Here is a 20,386-nt window from a genome sequence, read left to right as displayed (position 1 = left end):
TCAGGAGAGCTCGCGCTTGAGGATCTTGCCGGTGGCGGTCATCGGCAGGTCGTCGACGAACTCGACGACGCGGGGGTACTTGTAGCCGGCCATCTGCTCCTTGCCCCACGCGACCAGCTCGTCCTCGGTGACGCTGGCACCCTCGTTGCGGATCACGACGGCCTTGATCTCCTCGCCGTGGCTCTCGTGGGGTACGCCGATCACGGCGGCGAGCGAGACGTCCTCGTGGCTCATCAGGACCTCCTCGATCTCGCGCGGGTAGACGTTGAAGCCACCACGGATGATCATGTCCTTCGAGCGGTCGACGATGTAGTACCAGCCGTCCTCGTCCCGGCGGCCGAGGTCGCCGGAGCGGAACCAGCCGTCCCGGATCGACTCGTCGGTCGCGTCCGGGCGGTTGTAGTAGCCCTTCATGATGTTCGGGCCCTTGATCGCGATCTCGCCGACGGCGTCGGGGCCGTCCTCGACCTCGGACCAGTCGTCCTGGATCAGCTTCATCTCCACGCCCGGGATCGGCACGCCGATGGAGCCGACCCGCACGTCCTCGCCCCACTTGGAGAAGCTGGCCACCGGCGAGGTCTCGGAGAGCCCGTAGCCCTCGAGGATCGTCACCCCGAACCGCTCCTGGAAGGACTTGTGCACCTCGACCGGCAGGGCGGCGCCACCGGCGACCGCCACCCGCAGGGTCTTGGCGAGCAGCTTCACGTCGACGGTGTCGTCGAGCGCGCCCAGCAGGCCCCAGTACATCGTCGGCACCCCGGCGAAGAAGGTCACCTTCTCCGACATCATCAGCTTGAGCGCCGGCTCGGCCTCGAACCGCGGCAGCATCACGACGGTGCCGCCGTAGGCGAAGCCGCTGTTCTGGATCACGGTCTGTCCGAACGAGTGGAACAGCGGCAGGACGCAGAGGTAGGTGTCCGGGTTGTCGGCGTCGGCGCCGAAGAGGTCGGCGCCGGTCAGCGCGTTGGAGTGCATGTTGCGGTGCCGCAGCTCGGCGCCCTTGGGCTGCCCGGTGGTGCCCGAGGTGTAGAGGATCACCGCGGTGTCGTCCTCGTCGGTGGCGACGGTCTCGAACGTCGGGGGCTGGGCCGCCATCGCCGCGCCCAGCGTCTCGGTGCCCTCGATCGGGGACTCGGCGGACGGGTCGGCGGTGATCATGAGGAAGTGCTCACAGCCGTCGGTCTGCCCGAAGCCCTCGTGGCCGGCCTGGCCGATCGGCAGCTCGGCGGTGCCCTCGAAGCACAGGTAGGCCTTGGCCTCGGAGTCGGCCAGGTGGTAGGCGACCTCGCGACCCTTGAGCAGCACGTTGAGCGGCACCACCGTGCCGCCTGCCTTGAGGATCCCGTAGTAGACGATCGAGAAGTACGGCAGGTTCGGGCAGCTGAGCGCCACCTTGTCGCCGGGCTGGATCCCCCGCTCCACCAGCGCGTTCGCCACCTGGTTCGCGGCCCCGTCGACCTGGGCGTACGTCAACCGGGTGTCGCCGAAGACGATGGCGTCGCGGTCTGGGTAGGAGCGGGCGGAGTCTTCGAGGAACACGGACAGGTTGAGCACAGTGGTCTCCCTGGGGCTGGTCAGGCGCGGACGTCCTCGAACCTACTCGGTGCCCCGCAACCGGGACAGGCGCTCAGGGGATCAGTCTCACCGCGCGCCGCAGATCCGCCCGCACGGCGCCGGGAGCCAGCCGGTTCAGCACCGCCACCAACGGTGCCAGCGCTCGGTGGGGGGAGCTGATCTCGAAGGCGACGTGCAACCGGGTCCCGCCGTCGTGCGGGGTGAACCCGAGCCGGAGGGTGGCCTCGACGCCGCGCCAGGTCCCGGTCTCGGCCCAGGACTCGTCCTGCTCGTGGTGGGTGACCCGCATGTGCGGGCGGGCGCCGACGGCCGTCACGTCGCGCCAGGTGGTCCCCACCTCGCCCGAGCCCTGCAGGTCCGCGATCGCGCGCAGGCTGGACTGCCACTCGGGTCGGGTGCGGGGGTCGGAGAGGTAGCCGAACACGGCCGGCACCGGCTGGGGGAAGTCGACGACCATCGTCACCGGCAGCGCACCCCCGTCACCAGGTCTCACCGGTCAGGCGCTCGTAGGCCTCGACGTACCGGGATCTGGTCAGCTCCACGACGTGCTCGGGCAGCGGTGGCGGCGGCTCGCCGGAGCCCCTGTCCCACCCGGACTCGGGCGAGAGCAGCCAGTTGCGGACGATCTGCTTGTCGTACGACGGCTGGGTGCGGCCGGGCTGCCACTCGTCGGCCGGCCAGTAGCGGCTGGAGTCGGGGGTCAGCACCTCGTCGGCGAGGACGATGGTGCCGGCCTCCGGGCCGTGGGTCCGGACGCCGAACTCGAACTTGGTGTCGGCGAGCAGGATGCCGCGCTCCCGGGCGACCTTCTCCGCCCGCTCGTAGAGCGTCAGGGTCAGGTCGCGCAGGCGGGCAGCGACCTGCGGGCCCACCGTGGCCACGATCGCCTCGAAGGAGACGTTCTCGTCGTGCTCCCCGACGGCGGCCTTGGTGGCCGGGGTGAACACCGGCTCCGGCAGCCGGCTGCCGTCCTCCAGCCCGGCCGGCAGCCCGACGCCGCAGACCTCGCCGGTGGCCCGGTAGTCGACCAGGCCGGAGCCGGTGAGGTAGCCGCGGGCGACGCACTCGACCGGGAACATGTCCAGGCTCTCGCAGACCACCGCCCGGCCGCGCACCTGCTCCGGGACGTCGGTGGAGATGACGTGGTGCGGCACGTCCAGCCGGTCGAACCACCACAGCGACATCCGGGTCAGCACCTCGCCCTTGTCGGGGATGGTGCTGGCCAGGACGTGGTCGAACGCCGAGATCCGGTCGCTCGCCACCATCAGCAGGTCGCCACCGTCGAGCCGGTAGAGGTCGCGCACCTTGCCCGAGTGCAGATGTGTGGCGCCCTCGATCTCGGGGGCCGCCGGGATGCTCACCATGCCGCGAGCCTAGTCGCCCTCAGAGCAGCCCTTCGTCCTCCAGGAACGAGCGGGCCACGTCCTCCGGCTTCTCCCGGTCGACGGCGACCCGGCCGTTGAGCTCGGTGAGGTTCTCGGTGGTCAGCGCGTCCATGAGCGGGTTCAGCACGTCGGCGACGTCGGGGTTGTCGTCGAGGAAGGCGGTGCTCACCGCCGGCACGAGGTTCTGGGCCGGCTGGATCTGCTGGTCGTCCTCGAGCACCACCAGGCCCTGGGACTCCAGGGTGCCGTCGGTCGTGCTGGTCTCACCGAGCTCGGCCTCACCGTCGAGCACGGCCTGGTAGGTCTGGTTGCTGGCGTAGCCGAGCGGCAGCACCTTGGTGATGTCGATGCCGTACTCGTCGGACAGCCCGCCCTCGCAGTCCAGCCGGCCCTCGCAGTCGGGGGCGGCGGCCAGCTTCAGGGACTTGCCCTCCAGGTCGGAGAGCGTGGAGACGTCGTTCTCCTCGGCGTACTCCTCGGTCACGAAGAAGGCGTTGGTGTCGGTGGCCTCGGACAGGTCGAGCAGGCTGATCCCGGCCGACTCGAGCAGGTCGGCACCCTCGTCGGCCAGCTCCGAGCCGTCCCCGGCCGTGAGCGGCTCGGCGTCGGCGCCGTTCTCACGGGCGTTGAGGAAGTTGACGATGCCGCCGACGTACTCCGGCACCACGTCGATGCTGTCGGGGAACGTCGCCATGTAGGCGTCCCGGGCGTCGACCAGCTTCACGTCGGTGGTGTAGCCGGCGTCGGTGAGGAGCTGGTCGTACATCTCGGCGACCAGCGTCGCCTCGGGGAAGCTCTGGCCGGAGATCGTGACCGACCCCTTGTCGGCCGAGTCCCCGGAGTCGCCGCCGGAGTCGAGGTCGTCGCCGGCGCAGCCGGCCAGGAGCAGGGAGCCGAGGGCCACCGCGGCGGTGGCCAGGGTACGGCGGAACGGTGCGGGCTTCGAGGGCTGCATGGGGGATCCTTCTGTGTCCCGCGACGGTGCGTCGCGCGTGTCCGGACGCCACCGGTGGGCTCGTCATGCAGCCGCCGGTCGCGCTGTTGGCACCAGCCTAGTGTTCTGCCGCAGCCGGGTCGATCCGCTCGGATGCCGAGACGGAACCGTGATCCCCGCCGGTGGACCCGCCCCCGGACCCGCCCGGTGACCGGCCCGGCGACTGGCCCGCCGGCACCGGTCGGGCCAGTCGCTGCACCGCGGCGGCCAGCAGCTCGAGGGCCAGGGCGACCACGGCGACGACCACCGCCCCGGCCAGGCCCTTGCCGTAGTTGGTGCGGAAGAAGCCGTCGGTGATCACCCGCCCCAGGCCCGGGCCGGCGACCAGGGCGGCGATGGTGGCGGTGGCCCAGACCTGCACCAGGGCCAGCCGGACCCCGGACAGCACGAGCGGCAGCGCGAGCGGGAGCTCGACCCGCGCGAAGCGCTGCCGTCCGGACATGCCCATCCCGTCGGCGGCCTGGACCACGTCGTCGGGGACCTCGCGGACCGCGACGTAGGCGTTGGTGATGATCGGTGGCAGGGCGAACAACGTGAGCGCGAGCAGCGTGGCCAGCCCGGCCCGGCCGTAGGGCCCGAGGGTGTCGGTGCCCGGGAAGTCCGCGGTCACGAAGAGCGCGAGCAGCGCGAAGGTCGGGACCGCCCGGCCGACGTTGGAGATGTTGATCGCGAGGAACCCCCCGCGACCGAGGTGTCCCAGCCACAGGGCCACCGGCAGGCCCAGGCCGCAGGCCAGGGCGAGCGCGGTGAACGTGAGCAACAGCTGCTGCAGCAGCAGCTGGAGCATCCCCCCGGAGCCGGTCCAGTTGCCGGCGTCGGTCAGGTAGGCCCACATGTCGGTGAAGACGGTCATGCCCGCACCCCCCGGGTCCACGGAGTCAGCACCCGCTGCGCCAGCACGATCAGGACGTCGAGCAGCACGGCCAGCGCCACGCACAGGACCGCGGCCGTGAAGAGCTCGGCGCGGAAGTTCGTGCTGACACCGTCCCGGATCAGGTTCCCGAGGCCGCCGTAGGCGACCAGCGAGCCGACCGTCGTGAGCGCCACCGTGGAGACGGTGGCCACCCGCAGGCCGGCCATGATCACCGGGATCGCCAGCGGCAGCTCGACCCGGAAGAGCAGCCGGGTGGCGCCGTAGCCCAGCCCGCGCGCCGACTCGACGATGTCGTCGGGCACCGCGCGCAGCCCCTCCAGCATCGCCCGGACCAGGATCGTCAGGGCGTAGAGCGCCAGGCCGATCACCACCGTCGTGGGGGTCAGGCCGGTGAACGGCACCAGCAGCGGGAACAGCGCCAACGAGGGCACCGTGTAGATCCCGGTGCTGACGCCCAGGACGCTCGCCTCGAGCCGCGGGAAGCGACGCGCCGCCAGGGCCATCGGGAACGCGATGAGGATCCCGAGCGCGACGCTGGCCAGCGTGATCGCGACGTGCTGGACGGTCGCGTCGAGGATCTCCGACTGCCGGTCCCGCACGTAGTCGGCGCACACCCACTCGTTGACCGCACGGCTGTAGCAGCTCGGCTCCTCCGCGGCCGAGGCCCGCACCAGTAGGGTCACCGCATGGACACTACCGGCCGGGACGAGCCGTCCGCGGAGCCCACGGCGACCATGATCCGGCTGACCCGGGTCGGGAAGACCTACCCCGACGGCACCGTCGCGGTGCACGAGCTGGACCTCGAGGTGGGCCGCGGCGAGCTGGTCTGCCTGGTCGGCCCGTCGGGCTGCGGCAAGTCCACCACGCTGAAGATGATCAACCGGCTCATCGAGCCCTCGTCCGGGACGATCGAGATCGACGGGCGGGACGTGACCACCAGCGACCCCGTGACGCTGCGCCGGGGGATCGGCTACGTGATCCAGCAGGTCGGCCTGTTCCCGCACCAGAGGATCGTCACCAACGTGATGACCGTGCCGCTGCTGTACGGCGAGTCGAAGGCGGTCGCCCGTGAGCGGGCCGAGTCGCTGATGTCCCTGGTCGGCCTCGACCCCGCGACGTACGCCGACCGGTACCCGCACCAGCTCTCCGGCGGGCAGCGGCAGCGGGTCGGCGTTGCCCGGGCCCTCGCCGCGGACCCGCCGGTCCTGCTCATGGACGAGCCGTTCGGCGCGGTGGACCCGGTGGTCCGGGTCCGGCTGCAGGAGGAGTTCCTCCGGCTCCAGCAGGACCTCGACAAGACCGTCGTGCTGGTCACCCACGACATCGACGAGGCGGTGAAGATGGGCGACCGGGTGGCGGTCTTCGCCGACGGCGGACGGCTGGCGCAGTACGCCACCCCGGCCGAGCTGCTGGCCCGACCGGCCGACGACTTCGTGGCCGACTTCGTCGGCTCCACCCGCGGCCTGCGCCGGCTGGCGGTCACCCCGATCGACCCGGCACTGCTGGAGCCGATGGACGGTGTCACCGCCGGGGAGCTCGGGGCGGCGGTCGACGTCGACTCCACGCTGGAGCAGGCGCTGGCCGAGATGATGCGTCAGGACAAGGCGATGATCGGGGTCAAGGACGGGCACCGGTTCGTCGGCGTGCTCACCCCGGCCGGGGTGCACCACGCCCTGCGGGCGTCCCTGCGATGAGCGGACCGGCCGGCTGGGTGGTCCGGTCCCGACGTGGTCACCGGCGCCAGGGCGCCGGGCGACCGTGCAGCCACCACTCCATCCGTCGGGTGATCCAGGGCAGCGCCAGGTAGGTCATCACCGGGGTCATCAGCAGCACCGACACGAGCACCCGCGCGGGCAGGAACAACCCGGTCAGGAACGCCCCGGCCAGCCAGTTGACGATCAGGCTGAGCGGGAAGAACACGAGGAAGATCACGCACGCCTGCTTCCACCGCGGCGGCGCCGGGGGTGGCGGCCGCAGGTCCTGCACGTCGGTCTGGGTCGGCTCGTCGAACCACCCCTCGATGCCGGTCCGCCGCTCCAGCCGCGACTCGCCGACCAGCCCCTGGGCGGCACCCAGCCACCAGCGGCGCTGCGAGGACTCCTCCCAGCGGGCCAACGACTCCTCGTCGGCGAAGCGGTAGAGCATGTGCCACACCTCGGAGTCCGGGCCGGACCGCACCCACCCAGTGCCGAGAAACCCCTCGAAGCGCACCGCGAGCGCGCCTCCTGCCCGGATCCAGGCGAGCATCTCGTCGGAGTGCTCGGGCGCGACGTGGCGGGTGATCGAGACCGTGACGGGCATGGACATCCGGTCATCGTCGGGCCGGGAGCCGAGCCCCCGCAAATCGTCGCCGGCACTGGGGCATGCTGGGGGCATGCCCCAGCTCCGACCCCGGCGGTACTCCGGGGGCGCCCGCCTGTACGACGTGCTGTCGGGCGAGCGCCCGGTCTACCGCGTCGGTCGGACCCGGGCGATCGAGCTGCTGGCACTCCGCCCCGGTGACCGGGTGCTGGACATCGGCTGCGGGACCGGGCTGAACCTGCCCCTGCTGCGCGCGGCGGTGGGGCCTGGCGGCCAGGTGACCGGGCTGGACGCGAGCGCCGACATGCTGGCGGTCGCCCGGCGCCGGGCGTCGCGCGCCGGTTGGGACAACGTCCGCCTCGTCGAGGGTGACGCCGCCCGGTTGCGCGACCTGGCGGGGCCCGGGCCCTTCGACGCGGTCATCGCCACCTATGCCCTGTCGCTGATGCCGGCGTGGGAGTCGACCTGGGAGCAGGCGCTCGGGCTGCTCGCCCCCGGCGGCCGGGCCGCGGTGGTGGACCTCTCGCTGCCGTCAGGGGTCGGCCTGCCGCTCCGGCCGCTGGCCAGGCTGGCCTGCTGGTCCGGCGGCGCGGACCCGCACCGCGAGCCCTGGCGGCTCCTCGAGCGGGACCTCCCAGGCGCCACGACGGAGACCCACCGTGCCGGGCACGTGGTGCTCAGCGTCGGCCGCCGGCCGGGGGCATGAGCGTGCCGTCCTCGAGTGGGGGGCGACGGCCGGGGAAGGGCGGACGCCCGACACCGGGTTCACCTGACGTGAGCGTCGACCAGAGCACCCGGCACGCTGTCGGACCCGGGCCGGACCCGGCTGCCGGAGACCCGGACGCGAGCACCGGCCGGGCCGAGCTGTTCGGGACCTACGTGGAGCCGGAGATCGAGGCGATGCTGCGGGTGGCGCACCGCCTGACCGGCTCGTGGAACGACGCGGAGGACGTCGTGCAGGACTCCCTCGTGCGGGCCTACCGGGCGATCGACCGCTTCGACGGCCGCCACCCCCGCGCCTGGTTGTTCACGATCGTCCGGAACACCCATCTCAACTCCCTGCGGCGGACCCGGCCGGTCCCGGCGGAGGACGAGTGGCTGGAGCGCCGGACGCCGGCCTTCGGCGCGGACCGCGCCCCGTCCGCGGAGGAGGTGTACGCCGACCGGCACTTCGACGCCGACGTCGAGGCGGCCCTGGCAGCGCTGGACCCCCGTTTCCGCCGGGTCGTGCTGCTGGTCGACCTCGACCACCTGACGTACGCCGAGGCGGCCGAGGTGCTCGGTGTGCCGGTCGGCACCGTCATGTCCCGGCTCAGTCGGGCCCGGAGCCGACTCCGTGAGCAGCTGGCCCACCGCCGCCCCGGCCCCGACCCGACAACCGACCCGAAGGGGAAGCGCCGATGAGCGTCCCGATGCTCGACTGCTGGCTCTCGGCGCGCAGGCTCGACCGGTACCTGGACCGCGACGACTCGGCCCGGCTCACCGACGGGCAGGCGCGGCGGCTCGAGCACCACCTCAGCGTCTGCGCCCGGTGCGCCTCCTCGGCCGAGGACCGGATGCGGGTGCGGGCCGCGCTGCACCGGCTCGGCGCCCGGCACCGTCCCGACCCGGCAGCGGTGGCACGTCTCGAGGACGTCGCGGCCCGGCTGCGGACCGGTGAGGGCGCATGAGCGCGCCCGAGACGACCCGGTCCCCGCGGGTGACCGACGACGCGAGCTGGCCCTCCGACCCGGTGGCCGGCACCTGGGACCTTCTGGTCGTCGGCGGAGGGACGGCCGGACTGGTCGCCGCGCACACGGCCGGCGACCTGGGGGCCTCCGTGCTCCTCGTCGAGCGGTCCCGCACCGGTGGTGACTGCCTGTGGACCGGTTGCGTCCCCAGCAAGTCGCTGCTGGCGGCCGGCCATGCCGCCGCCGAGGCCCGCGCCGGCGGCTCCCTCGGCGTCCACGTGGGCTCGGTGGAGGTCGACTTCGCCGCGGTCATGGCCCACGTCCGCGGTGCGATCGCCGCCATCGCACCGGTCGACTCACCGGACGCGGTGCGGCGCTCGGGGGCCGCGGTCGCGCAGGGCACGGTGCGGTTCACCGGGCCGCGCACCGCCGAGGTCGACGGCACCGCGGTGTCGTTCCGTCAGGCGGTCCTGGCCACCGGCTCGGCGCCGATCGTCCCCGGCCTCCCCGGCCTGCGCGAGTCCGAGCCGCTCACCTCCGACACGGTCTGGGACCTGACCGAGCTCCCGGCACGGCTGCTGGTGCTCGGCGGCGGACCGATCGGCTGCGAGCTCGGCCAGGCCCTCGCCCGCCTGGGCTCGCAGGTCACGATCGTCGAGGCGGCGGACCGGGTTCTGGCCCGCGAGGAGCAGGACGCCTCGCGGATCGTCGACGCCGCCCTGCGGGCCGACGGCATCGACCTGCGCACCGGCGTCGCCCTCACCTCGGTCGGGACCGGGACCGGAGGGGATCCGACCGGCACACCGGACGACCAGGAGTACGTCGCACACCTGGACGACGGGAGCACGGTGACCTGCGACCGGATCCTGGTCGCGGTCGGGCGCCGGCCGGGCACCGCGGATCTCGGCCTGGACGCCGCCGGTGTGGAGCTGGACGAGCGGGGGTACGTCGTCGTCGACGACGCCCTGCGCACCAGCAACCCCCGGATCCGTGCTGCCGGCGACCTGACCGGCCACCCGCCGTTCACGCACGTCGCCGGCTCGCACGGAAGCCTCGCCGCGAGCAACGCCGTGCTCGGTCTGCGCCGCAAGGTCAAGCCGGACCTGGTCCCGCGGGTCACCTACACCTCGCCGGAGGTGGCGGCGTTCGGAGTGGCCCCGGACGGCGCGGGCGTGACCGTGAGACGGGTCGAGCACGACGAGGTGGACCGGGCGCGGGCCGAGGGCCGCACCGCCGGCTACTCCAGCCTGGTCCTCGACCGGCGCGGGCGCGTGGTCGGCGCCACCGTCGTGGGGCCCCGGGCCGGCGAGAGCCTGGCCGAGGCCGTCCTCGCCGCCCAGGCCGGACTACGGGCCCGCACCGTGGCGGGCACGATGCATGCCTACCCGACCTGGTCGGACGGGGTCTGGAAGGCCGGCCTCGCGCAGGGCCGCGCCGACCTGTCCGCCCCCACGACCCGCCGGGTCACCGGTGCCCTGCGACGTCTCCGTCGGGCCTGGGTGTCGCGCTGACGCCGGCGTCACCGACCGGCGCCGCCGTGGACCCGTCGTCGGATCGGGATCTCCTCGCGCGCACCGCACCGACCACGCTGAGCAGCACCAGCCCGGCCACGGCCAGCAGGAACGGCCACGACCCCGGCTCGGAGCCGAAGGCACCCACCGAGACGTAGACGACCGTACCCGGCACGATCCCCACCGCCGTCGCCGTGACGTAGGCACGGCCGGTCACCGAGGTCAGGCCGAAGGCGAAGTTGGCGGTGCTGAACGGGACCAGCGGCACCAGCCGGGCCACCAGCACGGTCGCGAACCCGTGCTCGCGGACCTTCTCGTCCAGCGCCTGCACCCGGGCGCCGCTGATCCGTCGTACCGCGTCCCGCCCCAGCAGCCTGCTGACGGAGAACGCCACCGTCGCACCGAGCACGGCGCCGGTCAGCACCGCGGGAAGACCGACGGCGAAGCCCAGCAGCGCGCCGCCGACGATCGTCACCACCGCGGTGGGGCCGGCCGGCAACAGACAGACCAGGACGTAGACCGCCACGAAGGCCGGCACCGCCCAGGCGCCCAGGCCGTCGAGCGTCGAGCGGACCTCGTCCTGGCTCGGCAGACCGACCAGCACCTGCACCAGCACGGCCGTCACGACCAGCGCCAGCAGCACGGTCACCCTGAGGGCCAGACCGCGCTTCACGGCGCCCCCGTCCCCGACGTCCGGGTCGGGTCGACCTCGGCCAGCACGGTGCAGCGCTCCGGCGGCAGCCACACCCCGACCCGCTCCCCCACGGCCGGCTCCGATCCCACCGGCACGTGCGCGCGGAGCCGCTGTCCGTCCGGCAGCGCCACGTCGACGACGACGTGGGTCCCGGCGAACCGCTGGTCCTTCACCCGGACCGACGGGCCGATCCCGCCCGCCCCGGCCCGGGCCGTGCCGGTGTCCTCCCCTGCCGGGCCCAGCCGCACCGCCTCGGGCCGGACGACGAGTGTGGCCGCCCCCGGTGCCAGGTCGCAGCGCGCGCTCACGGTCCCGTCCGCAGAGCGGAAGACGCCGCCGGCGACCTGCCCCCGGATCTCGTTCTCGAACCCGAAGAAGCGCGCGGTCCGCAGCGTCGGGGGCCGGGTGTAGATCTCCTGCGGCGTGCCGGAGCCGGCGATCCGGCCGTCCAGCATCAGCGCGATCCGGTCGGAGACCTCGACGGCCTCCTCCCGGTCGTGGGTCACGAACAGCGTGGTGACTCCGGCCTCGTCGTGCAGCTCGCGCACCAGCGTCCGCATCTCCGCCCGCAGGTCGGCGTCGAGCTGGGAGAACGGCTCGTCGAGGAGCAGCACCCGCGGCCGGCGGACCAGGGCCCGGGCCAGCGATACCCGTTGCTCCTGCCCGCCGGAGAGCTCCCCGATCCTGCGGTCCGCCAGGCCGTCGAGACGGACCCGCTCCAGCATCGCGGCCACCTCGGCCGCCGCCTCGCGGCGCGGGACCCGCCGCATCCGCAGCCCGAAGCCGACGTTCTGCGCGACCGTCAGGTGCGGGAACAGCAGCGGCTTCTGGAAGACCAGCGACAGCGGTCGGCGCTCTGGGGCGGTGTCACCCAGGGCGGTGCCGTCGAGCAGCACCTCGCCCTCGTCGGCCCGCTGCAGGCCGGCCAGCACGGCCAGCGTCGTGCTCTTCCCGCAGCCGGACGGCCCGAGGAGCGCGGTGAACGACCCGGGCTCCAGGGCCAGGTCGATGCCGTCGACGGCCGGCACCCCGGCGTAGCGGACGACGAGCCGGCGCACCTCGAGCCGGGCCGAGGCCGGGCCCGGGGACTCCGGACCGGGCAGGCGTTCACGCACGGGCCACCCCCAGGAAGGCGTCGTCGCGACTGCCCAGCAGCCGGGCGACCACCAGCACGAGCAGCACCGGCGGCAGCACGACCAGCAACCCCAGCGCGGCGGCCGCCGTCCGGTCCGAGGACTCGATGGCCGAGAACAGCAGCAGCGGCAGCGTGGTCACGCGGCCCCCTCCGATCAACAGGGTCAGGATGTACTCGCTCCACGAGATGAGGAACGTCAGCAGCCAGGTCGTCACCAGGGCCGGGCGCAGCAGCGGCACCGTCACCGCGGCCACGGTCCGCCACGGGCCGGCGCCGAGGACCCGCGCCTGGCGCTCGTGGTCGGCGTCGAGGTTGGCGTACGACGCCCCGAGCAGGGTGGCGGCGTAGGGCACCGTGGGCATCAGCTGCACCAGGACCACCCCGGTCACCGTGTCGGCGAGGCCGAGCCGGATGAAGAAGACCTGCAGTCCCAGGGTCACCGCCAGCGCGGGCACCAGGACCGGCGCCAGCAGCAGGAACTGCACCACCCGCCGGCCCCGGAAGGAGTGCATGCCGAGGGCCCGCCCGGCCGGGAACCCGACCGCGCAGGCCAGGCAGGCGACCGCGGTGGCGATCAGGGTCGAGGTGCCGAGGGCGCCCAGCACCGAGGACCCGGTCACCAGCCGCAGGCCCCGGCCGGTGAGGCCACCGGGCAGCAGGTCGGGGTAGCGCCAGGTGTCGGCGACCGCCCACAGCAGCACCGGCAGCAGTGGGAGCAGCACCAGCAGCACGACCACGGCCAGGGCGGCCCGGTGCCGCAGCCGGGTCCCGGCCGTCGGCCGCGGGCCGCTCACACCTGCCTCCTGGTCAGCCCGGCGACCAGCCGCAGGTAGGCCAGCACGACGACGATGCTCAGCACGGCCAGCACGGTGGCGATGGCCATGGCCTCGGGGCGGACGCCGAGATCGGTGTCGCGGAACCGCTGGAAGGCCTCGACCGGCAGCATCGCCGGGAACGGCCGCCCCAGGAGCCGCGGCACCTCGTAGGAGGCCATCGTGAACGCGAACACCAGGACCGAGGCGGCGGCCACGGGTGGCGCCAGGAGCGGGATGGTGACGCTGCGCAGGCGCTGCCCGGCGCCGGCGCCGAGGGTGCGGGCGACCCCCTCGAGCTCCCCCACGCCGCGGCTCAGCGCGGCCAGGGCGACGACCGCGATGAACGGCGTCTCCTTCCACACGTACTCCGCGATGATCCCCCAGCCGAACGCGTCCTGGGTGAGCACCGGGAAGGACTGTGCGTCGTCGACCAGCCCGAGGGCCTGGCCCACCCGCGAGAGCAGCCCGGACGGAGCCAGCAGCAGGCCGATGCTCAGCGCACCGACCAGGTGCGGGATCGCGAGCGTGCCGTGGAAGAGCGCGGTCATCCGGGCCCGGCCCCCGACCCGGCGCACCAGCAGCGCCAGCCCGACCCCGAGCACGGTCGCCACCCCGGTCGAGATCAGTGCCACCCGCATCGTCAGCAGCAGCGACGCCACGAACGCGGGATCGGTGAGCACGGCACGGTAGGCGTCCAGCGACCAGGTGCTCTCGCCGAGCAGCGGCTGGTGACCGAGGCTCTGCAGCACCGCCTGGGCGACGCCGCCGACGAAGAAGACGCCGACCACCGTCAGGGCCGGCGCCAGCAGCAGCGCCACCCGCAGCGGCTCCGGCCACCGCCTCATCGGCGACCCTGGAGCACCCGGTCCACCCAGTCGTCCTCGATCCGCTCGAGGTACTCGCTGGCGAGCTCGGGTCGGGCGTCACGGGTGAGCTCCTCCGGGCTGAGCACCGACGGCGACGTGGCCACTGCGGCGAACCGCTCCTGCACCTCCGGGTCGGTGCGGCGCACGTCGATGGCCGGGTAGATGCCGGCCGCCTCGTACAGCCCGAGCTGGACTTCCGGGTCCTGCAGCACGTTCGCCAGCACCAGCGCACCGGCCTGGTCGCCGGCGTTGGCGGGGACGGCGACGAAGCTGACGTTGCTGATGTTGCCGACCGAGAGCACCGCCTCCCGGGTCGACTCCGGGAACACGCCGTCCTCGACCAGGGAGCCGACGGCGCCGGGACCGTAGGTGAGGAAGGCGCTGATCTCGCCGTCCGCGAAGAGCTTCTCCACCTGCTCCTGCGACTGCGGGTAGGTCTCGCCGCGCCGCCACAGGGTCGGTGCGATCTCCCGGAGCCGGTCCCACAGGCGGGCGCTCGCCTCGTCGTACGCCGCCGGGTCGAAGTCGCCGGCCAGCTCCTCGGGGCCGCCGAGGGTGTCGTAGAGCACGGTCCGCACGGCCATCGACCCGGTGAAGTCGGGCGGTGCCGGGTAGGTGAACCGGCCCGGGTTCCGCTCCGCCCAGGCCAGCAGCGCGTCGAGCGAGGCGACGTCGTCCTCGTCGAGCGCCGCGGAGTCGTAGACCAGCGCCGAGTTGGCCTGCTGCCAGGCCGCCTCGCAGCCCTCGGTGGGGACCCCGAAGTCGGTCGCGACCGCGGGCGAGTCGAGGTCGACGAACTCGGCGTTCGGCAGGTCCTCGGCCCACCCGCACCGCCAGGCCTCGGCCTGCACCCCGGTGGCGAAGTTCTCGCCGTTGAGCCAGATCGCGTCCACACTGCCGCCGGAGCGGCGGCCGGCCTGCTGCTCGCCGAGCACCTTGTTGACGGCGTCGGCGGTGTCGGAGATCCGGACCTGCCTCAGGGTGACCCCGAGGTCGCCGAGCCGGTCGGCGACCTCCCCGTTCACGAAGCGGTTCAGCCGCTCGTCACCGCCGTACATGTACCAGTCGACGGTCTGCCCGTCGGCCTCGGCGAGCACCGCGTCCCAGTCGTCGGGGGCGGCGGTCTCGACCGCCTCGCTGCCACCGCCGCAGGCGGCGGCGAGCAGCGCGGCCGCCGACAGGGTCGCGGCGAGCCCCACCCGTCGGGGCGCGCGGGACGTCCCGTGGGCTGCACCGCGCGGGGCCCGGGAAGGGGGACGGGTCATGGGGATCGCTCCTGGTCGTGGTCGTGCGCGGGAGTGGTTCGTGGCCGACCCAGCACCCGGATGCCGAGCCCGACCCGCTGGGCCGCCGTCAGCCCGACGAGGCCGGCGAAGAGCCAGGCGATCGTCGCCGCGTGCTCGGGGAGGAGGCAGAAGGCGACATAGGCCAGGACGGTCTCGGTGCCCTCGGCCAGGCCGCCGACGAAGAGGACCGACCGGCCGTCGCCGGCGGCGCCGCGGCGCTCCAGCATCGGGGAGAGCAGCAGGAAGGCGGTGCCCGAGAGGTAGTAGGCCAGCAGCAGCGCCAGGCAGGCGATCCGGGCCTCGGGCACCGCGACGCCGACGGCGACCACGAACCCGGCGTAGATGCTGAAGTCCGCGACCAGGTCGAGGAAGCCGCCGAGCTCGGTGGCGCCAGTCCGGCGCGCGAGCGGGCCGTCCAGCCCGTCGAGCAGCCGGTTCCCCAGCCACAGGGCCAGTGCCCACCACCAGTGGCCGGTGCCGGCGGCGACGCAGGCGGCGACACCGACCAGCCAGCCGACCAGGGTCACGCCGAGGGGCCGGACGTGCGCCCGCTCGAGGAGCCCGGCCGCGGCGTCCAGCGGCGGCGCGAGCACCCGACGCGCGGGGGCATCGAGCATGGCGCCGCTCCTCCTCTACCGTCGCTGGCCGGCGGCCGGCGGTCGCCGGGCCGGCTGGGCCCGGTCGGGCCACCGGGCGTGGAACCCCCCGGACCGGGCAGATCCTTCCGGCTCAGCCGCGGATCCGGAAGCCGGTCTCACCGCGGTCGGGGACCTCGCGGACGCTGACCCGGTCCACCCGTGCGTACGACGGCCCGTGCCGGCACCACGCGGCGAGCGCCTCGACCTTCTCCTCCGGACCCTCCGCGTGGACCAGCACGCTCCCGTCCGGCTCGTTGCGCACCCAGCCGGACACCCCCAGCCGCTCGGCCTCCTCCTGGGTGTAGGCCCGGAACGCCACGCCCTGCACCCGACCCTCGACACCGACCTCGACCGCCACCCGACCATGATGGCCCAGGTTTCCGCCGTCGGGGATGCTGGGGCGGTGACCGACGACACCGCGGCCCGCTCCTCGGCGGGCCCCGACAGCACCGACGAGCACCGGCCCGACCCGCGTCGGTGGCGGATCCTCGGTGTCTCCCTGGTCATCGGCTTCATGTCGCTGCTCGACGTCACGATCGTCAACGTCGCGATTCCCTCGATCCGGGCCGGCCTGGACACCTCGGCGGGCACCGTGCAGTGGATCGTCTCGGGCTACGCGCTGGCGTTCGGCCTGACCCTGGTCACCGGCGGCCGGCTCGGGGACGCGTACGGCCGACGCCGGCTGATGGTGGTCGGCCTGGTCGGCTTCGTGGTCGCCAGCGCCGGGGTCGGGCTGGCACCCACCGCCGGGCTGGTGATCGCGGCTCGGCTGCTGCAGGGGGCCGCGGCGGGCCTCCTGACGCCGCAGAACTCCGGGCTGATCCAGGACCTGTTCCGGGGACCCGAGCGCGGACGGGCGTTCGGGCTGTTCGGGCTCACCGTGTCGGTGTCCTCGGCCGCCGGTCCGCTGATCGGCGGCGGGATCATCGCGCTGCTCGGGCCGGAGAACGGCTGGCGCTGGCTGTTCCTGGTCAACGTCCCGATCGGCCTGGTCGCCCTCGTCGCGGTGATCCGGCTGGTGCCCTCGAAGCCGGCCGGCGACGGAGACCGGCTGGCCGCGCGCGGGCTGGACCTGCCCGGGGCGGCGCTGCTGGGGCTCGGGGTGCTGGCGATCCTCTACCCCCTGGTCAGCCTGGAGGGCGGCGCCCGGCTGCCCCTCCTGCTGCTGGTGCTGGCGCCGCTGCTGCTGGTCGGCTTCGTCCGGTGGGAGCGACGGGTGGCCGCCCGGGGACGGGCGCCGCTGCTCGACGTGGGCCTCCTGCGTCGGGTGCCCGGCTACGCGAACGGGATCGCGGTCGGCACCCTCTACTTCACCGGCTTCACCGGGATCTTCCTGGTGCTGTCGGTCTTCGTGCAGGAGGAGCTCGGCTACTCCCCGCTGGCGGCCGGGTTCCTGACGATGCCCTTCGCGATCGGGTCGGCCCTGACCGCGCAGCTGGCCGGCCGGCTGGTCTCCCGCATCGGCCGACGGATCACGGTGATCGCGCTGCTGGTGATGATGAGCGGCGTGGCCGGCCTGGCACTGCTCACGCCGTACGCCGATCCGGACCGGCTGTGGGTGGTCGTGGTCCCGACCCTGCTGCTGGCCGGGCTCGGCGGCGGCGGCGTGATCTCCCCGAACTTCACCCTGAGCCTCGACCAGGTCCCCACCCGCATGGGCGGCGCCGCCGGTGCGGCCCTCCAGACGGGGCAGAGGATCGGCTCCGCCCTGGGCGCGGCCCTGCTGATGACGACCTACCAGCTGACCCTCGGACAGGTCGACGAGCCGGCCCGGGCGTTCCAGGCCACCCTGGTGGCGGCCCTGCTGGTGCTGCTGGTCGCGCTGGCGATGGCGCTCCGCTCGCGTCGTCAGGACGACCGGGTGGCGTCGCTCCGAGGGGCGTGAGCCGGGTTCAGGGCGGGCTCAGAGGATGGCGCCGGGGACGTAGCCGGCCGCCTCCGGGTGCCGGGCGGCCAGCTCGTCCACCCGGCGTACGACGGCCTGCACCTGGTCGGCGGCGGCACCGGTGAACGTGATCGGCTCGGCGACCAGCGTGGCGAGCTGCCGCTCGGTGAGCCCGAGCCGGTCGTCGGCGGCCAGCCGGGCGAAGACGTCGTTGTCGGTCTGGCCCTGGCGCATGTCCAGCGCCACCCCGACCGCGGCCTCCTTGATGGCCTCGTGCGCCGACTCGCGGCCCACGCCGTTGCGGACCGCGGCCATGAGCACCTTGGTGGTGGCCAGGAACGGCAGGTAGCGGTCCAGCTCGCGCTGGATGACGGCGGGGAACGCCCCGAACTCGTCCAGCACGGTGAGGAAGGTCTGGAACAGGCCGTCGGCGGCGAAGAAGGCGTCCGGCAGCGCCACCCGGCGGACCACCGAGCAGGACACGTCCCCCTCGTTCCACTGGTCGCCGGCCAGCTCGCCGACCATCGACAGGTGGCCGCGGAGCACGACCGCGAGGCCGTTGACGCGTTCGCAGGAGCGGGTGTTCATCTTGTGCGGCATCGCCGAGGAGCCGACCTGGCCCTCCTGGAAGCCCTCGGTGACGAGCTCGATGCCGGCCATCAGCCGGATCGTGGTGGCCAGGTTGGAGGGGGCCGCCGCGAGCTGGACCAGCGCCGAGACCACGTCGAAGTCGAGGGAGCGGGGATAGACCTGGCCGACCGAGGTCAGCACCCGCTCGAAGCCGAGGTGGGCGGCCACCCGCCGCTCGAGCCCGGCCAGCCGGTCGGCGTCGCCGTCGAGCAGGTCGAGCATGTCCTGGGAGGTGCCGACCGGGCCCTTGATGCCACGCAGCGGGTAGCGGGCCAGCAGCTCCTCGACGCGCTCGACCGCGACCAGCATCTCGTCCGCGACCGTGGCGAACCGCTTGCCCAGGGTGGTCGCCTGGGCGGCGACGTTGTGCGAGCGGCCGGCCATCACCGTGGTCTCGTGCTCGGCGGCGAGCCGGCCGAGCCGGGCGAGCGCGGCGACCGCCCGGTCCCGCAGCAGCTCGAGCGAGGCCCGCACCTGGAGCTGCTCGACATTCTCGGTCAGGTCGCGGGAGGTCATGCCCTTGTGGATGTGCTCGTGGCCGGCGAGCGCGCAGAACTCCTCGATCCGCGCCTTCACGTCGTGCCGGGTGACTCGCTCCCGGGCGGCGATGGAGTCCAGGTCGACCCGGTCGACCACGGCGCGGTAGTCCTCGACGACACCGTCCGGGACGGCCACGCCGAGGTCGCGCTGCGCCTCGAGGACCGCGATCCAGAGCTGCCGCTCCAGCACGATCTTGTGCTCCGGGGACCAGATGCCGGCGAGGTCCGCTCCGGCGTACCGGGTGGCGAGCACGTTGGGGACGGTGGCGGTCATCGTGGCAGCTCCTCGTGTGCCGCCCGGCGGGCGATGTCGGTGCGGTGGTGGGCGCCCGGGAAGCTGATCGCAGCGACCCCCTCGTAGGCCTTGGCCCGGGCGTCGGCGACGTCGGCGCCGACGGCGACCACGGCGAGGACCCGGCCGCCGGCGGTGACCAGGTGACCGTCCCCGTCGCGCCCGGTGCTGGCGTGCACGACGTGCACGACCGGGTCCGCGAGGAGGGTCTCGGTGCCGACGATCCGGTCACCGCTCGACGACGAGGCGGGGTAGCCGCGGCTGGACAGCACGACCGCGACCGCGGCGCCGTCCTTCCAGCGGGGCGGCTCGACGTCGCCGAGGCCGCCGGTGGCGGCGGCGTGGAGCAGCGGCCCCAACGGGCTGTCCAGCAGCGCCAGCAGCGGTTGCGTCTCGGGGTCGCCGAACCGGGCGTTGAACTCGATCACCCGGGTGCCGCGCGAGGTGAGGGCCAGGCCCGCGTAGAGCAGCCCTTGGAACGGCGTCCCCCGACGCGCGAGCTCGTCGACGGTCGGCTGGAGCACGGTGTCGAGGACCTCCTCGACCAGGCCGGGCGGCGCCCAGGGCAGGGGGGTGTAGGCGCCCATCCCTCCGGTGTTCGGTCCCCGGTCGCCGTCGTCGATGCGCTTGAAGTCCTGGGCCGGCAGCAGGGGACGGACCGTCGTGCCGTCGCTGAGTGCGAACAGCGAGACCTCCGGGCCGTCGAGGAACTCCTCGACGACGACCCGGTCGCACGCCGCGGCGTGGTCGAGCGCGGCCTGCCGGTCGTCGGTGACGACCACGCCCTTGCCGGCGGCGAGACCGTCGTCCTTGACGACGTACGGCGGGCCGAAGGCGTCCAGGGCGGTGGCGGCCTCCTCCGGCGTCCGGCACACGTGGGCCTGAGCGGTCGGCACCCCGGCGGCGGCCATGACCTCCTTGGCGAAGGCCTTGGAGCCCTCGAGCCGGGCGGCCTCCGCCGAGGGACCGAAGCAGGCGATCCCGGCCGCCCGGACCGCGTCGGCGACCCCGGCGACCAGGGGCGCCTCGGGGCCCACGACGACGAGGTCGGCGCCCAGCCGGGTGGCCAGCGCGGCGACCTCCTCCCCCGACATCGGGTCGACGTCGTGGAGGGTGGCGACGCCGGCGATGCCGGGGTTGCCGGGTGCGGCGTGCACCTCGGGACTGCCCGGGTCGCGTGCCAGTGCCCTGGCGAGCGCGTGCTCGCGTCCGCCGCTGCCGATCACGAGTGTCCTCACGGGAGCCCAGCCTAGGCGGGTCGAGTGCTCAGGTGCTCGCCCAGGCCACCACCCGGGC

Annotated in this window: 22 protein-coding genes; 6 read left to right on the top strand and 16 right to left on the bottom strand. The window is 73.9% G+C overall.

All coding sequences use genetic code 11. The features are described from left to right. The 6 genes from IE331_RS01380 to IE331_RS01355 all read right to left on the bottom strand — a co-directional run bounded on the left by IE331_RS01380 (position 1) and on the right by IE331_RS01355 (position 5,511). Positions 1-1,554, bottom strand: coding sequence for a long-chain-fatty-acid--CoA ligase (locus IE331_RS01380; protein WP_192139770.1), 1,554 nt, complete (start codon positions 1,552-1,554; stop codon positions 1-3). Positions 1,555-1,627: 73 nt separating this feature from the next. Next, positions 1,628-2,068, bottom strand: coding sequence for an SRPBCC family protein (locus IE331_RS01375; RefSeq protein WP_192139768.1), 441 nt, complete (start codon positions 2,066-2,068; stop codon positions 1,628-1,630). Next, positions 2,055-2,939 (bottom strand): phosphoribosylaminoimidazolesuccinocarboxamide synthase, encoded by an 885-nt coding sequence (locus IE331_RS01370; RefSeq protein WP_192139766.1) that lies wholly within the window; start codon positions 2,937-2,939, stop codon positions 2,055-2,057. Before IE331_RS01370 ends, IE331_RS01375 begins: the two co-directional genes overlap by 14 nt. 19 nt (positions 2,940-2,958) lie before the next feature. Beyond that, complete coding sequence (locus IE331_RS01365) at positions 2,959-3,915, bottom strand: ABC transporter substrate-binding protein (RefSeq protein ID WP_192139764.1); 957 nt, start codon at positions 3,913-3,915, stop codon at positions 2,959-2,961. 97 nt (positions 3,916-4,012) lie between these two features. After that, a complete protein-coding gene (locus tag IE331_RS01360) occupies positions 4,013-4,807 on the bottom strand; it encodes an ABC transporter permease (RefSeq protein WP_192139762.1) in 795 nt (264 codons plus the stop codon). Beyond that, a complete protein-coding gene (locus tag IE331_RS01355) occupies positions 4,804-5,511 on the bottom strand; it encodes an ABC transporter permease (protein ID WP_192139760.1) in 708 nt (235 codons plus the stop codon). The genes IE331_RS01360 and IE331_RS01355 overlap by 4 nt, the downstream gene beginning before the upstream one ends. A gap of 3 nt (positions 5,512-5,514) precedes the next feature. Between IE331_RS01355 and IE331_RS01350 the strand changes: the two genes are divergently transcribed. Further along, positions 5,515-6,522 (top strand): ABC transporter ATP-binding protein, encoded by a 1,008-nt coding sequence (locus IE331_RS01350; protein ID WP_404821731.1) that lies wholly within the window; start codon positions 5,515-5,517, stop codon positions 6,520-6,522. 37 nt (positions 6,523-6,559) lie between these two features. Here IE331_RS01350 and IE331_RS01345 read toward each other — a convergent pair whose 3' ends face one another. Next, on the bottom strand, positions 6,560-7,135 hold the full coding sequence (locus IE331_RS01345) for an antibiotic biosynthesis monooxygenase (RefSeq protein ID WP_192139758.1): 576 nt from the start codon (positions 7,133-7,135) through the stop codon (positions 6,560-6,562). A gap of 67 nt (positions 7,136-7,202) precedes the next feature. On the opposite strand from IE331_RS01345, the gene IE331_RS01340 reads away from it, so the two are divergent. The 4 genes from IE331_RS01340 to IE331_RS01325 all read left to right on the top strand — a co-directional run bounded on the left by IE331_RS01340 (position 7,203) and on the right by IE331_RS01325 (position 10,310). Next, complete coding sequence (locus IE331_RS01340) at positions 7,203-7,835, top strand: class I SAM-dependent methyltransferase (RefSeq protein ID WP_192139756.1); 633 nt, start codon at positions 7,203-7,205, stop codon at positions 7,833-7,835. Between the two features lie 68 nt (positions 7,836-7,903). Next, positions 7,904-8,533 (top strand): RNA polymerase sigma factor, encoded by a 630-nt coding sequence (locus IE331_RS01335; protein ID WP_201930883.1) that lies wholly within the window; start codon positions 7,904-7,906, stop codon positions 8,531-8,533. Next, positions 8,530-8,799 carry an anti-sigma factor gene (locus tag IE331_RS01330; protein ID WP_192139752.1) on the top strand — a complete coding sequence of 90 codons (270 nt, stop codon included), beginning with the start codon at positions 8,530-8,532 and terminating at the stop codon, positions 8,797-8,799. Before IE331_RS01335 ends, IE331_RS01330 begins: the two co-directional genes overlap by 4 nt. Next, positions 8,796-10,310, top strand: a complete 1,515-nt coding sequence (locus tag IE331_RS01325) for a dihydrolipoyl dehydrogenase family protein (protein ID WP_192139750.1) — start codon at positions 8,796-8,798, stop codon at positions 10,308-10,310. The genes IE331_RS01330 and IE331_RS01325 overlap by 4 nt, the downstream gene beginning before the upstream one ends. Here the strand turns inward: IE331_RS01325 and IE331_RS01320 are convergent. The 7 genes from IE331_RS01320 to IE331_RS01290 all read right to left on the bottom strand — a co-directional run bounded on the left by IE331_RS01320 (position 10,264) and on the right by IE331_RS01290 (position 16,102). Further along, entirely contained in the window at positions 10,264-10,983 is a 720-nt protein-coding gene (locus tag IE331_RS01320) for a TVP38/TMEM64 family protein (RefSeq protein ID WP_192139748.1), read from the bottom strand. The genes IE331_RS01325 and IE331_RS01320 overlap by 47 nt on opposite strands. Further along, on the bottom strand, positions 10,980-12,119 hold the full coding sequence (locus tag IE331_RS01315; protein WP_192139746.1) for an ABC transporter ATP-binding protein: 1,140 nt from the start codon (positions 12,117-12,119) through the stop codon (positions 10,980-10,982). The genes IE331_RS01320 and IE331_RS01315 overlap by 4 nt, the downstream gene beginning before the upstream one ends. Further along, a complete protein-coding gene (locus IE331_RS01310; protein WP_201930881.1) occupies positions 12,112-12,933 on the bottom strand; it encodes an ABC transporter permease in 822 nt (273 codons plus the stop codon). Before IE331_RS01310 ends, IE331_RS01315 begins: the two co-directional genes overlap by 8 nt. Continuing rightward, on the bottom strand, positions 12,930-13,799 hold the full coding sequence (locus IE331_RS01305) for an ABC transporter permease (RefSeq protein ID WP_192139744.1): 870 nt from the start codon (positions 13,797-13,799) through the stop codon (positions 12,930-12,932). The genes IE331_RS01310 and IE331_RS01305 overlap by 4 nt, the downstream gene beginning before the upstream one ends. Continuing rightward, complete coding sequence (locus IE331_RS01300) at positions 13,796-15,085, bottom strand: ABC transporter substrate-binding protein (RefSeq protein WP_192139742.1); 1,290 nt, start codon at positions 15,083-15,085, stop codon at positions 13,796-13,798. Before IE331_RS01300 ends, IE331_RS01305 begins: the two co-directional genes overlap by 4 nt. Next, the gene (locus tag IE331_RS01295; protein WP_192139740.1) at positions 15,082-15,723 is read right to left on the bottom strand and encodes a CDP-alcohol phosphatidyltransferase family protein; all 642 of its coding nucleotides are present in this window, start codon (positions 15,721-15,723) and stop codon (positions 15,082-15,084) included. The genes IE331_RS01300 and IE331_RS01295 overlap by 4 nt, the downstream gene beginning before the upstream one ends. 112 nt (positions 15,724-15,835) lie before the next feature. Then, on the bottom strand, positions 15,836-16,102 hold the full coding sequence (locus IE331_RS01290) for an acylphosphatase (RefSeq protein WP_192139738.1): 267 nt from the start codon (positions 16,100-16,102) through the stop codon (positions 15,836-15,838). Between the two features lie 45 nt (positions 16,103-16,147). Between IE331_RS01290 and IE331_RS01285 the strand changes: the two genes are divergently transcribed. Further along, on the top strand, positions 16,148-17,629 hold the full coding sequence (locus tag IE331_RS01285; protein WP_201930879.1) for an MFS transporter: 1,482 nt from the start codon (positions 16,148-16,150) through the stop codon (positions 17,627-17,629). Between the two features lie 18 nt (positions 17,630-17,647). Here the strand turns inward: IE331_RS01285 and purB are convergent, their stop codons facing one another. Both purB and purD read right to left on the bottom strand, forming a co-directional pair. After that, entirely contained in the window at positions 17,648-19,072 is a 1,425-nt protein-coding gene (purB, locus tag IE331_RS01280; RefSeq protein ID WP_192139736.1) for an adenylosuccinate lyase, read from the bottom strand. Beyond that, the gene (gene purD, locus IE331_RS01275; protein ID WP_192139734.1) at positions 19,069-20,328 is read right to left on the bottom strand and encodes a phosphoribosylamine--glycine ligase; all 1,260 of its coding nucleotides are present in this window, start codon (positions 20,326-20,328) and stop codon (positions 19,069-19,071) included. Before purD ends, purB begins: the two co-directional genes overlap by 4 nt. Between the last annotated feature and the right edge of the window lie 58 nt (positions 20,329-20,386).

It is taken from the genome of Nocardioides donggukensis, from assembly GCF_014842875.1.
Taxonomy (GTDB): Bacteria; Actinomycetota; Actinomycetes; order Propionibacteriales; family Nocardioidaceae; genus Nocardioides; species Nocardioides donggukensis.
Note: the sequence above shows the minus strand (reverse complement) of the source record. Positions and strands in the feature narration are given on the sequence as shown.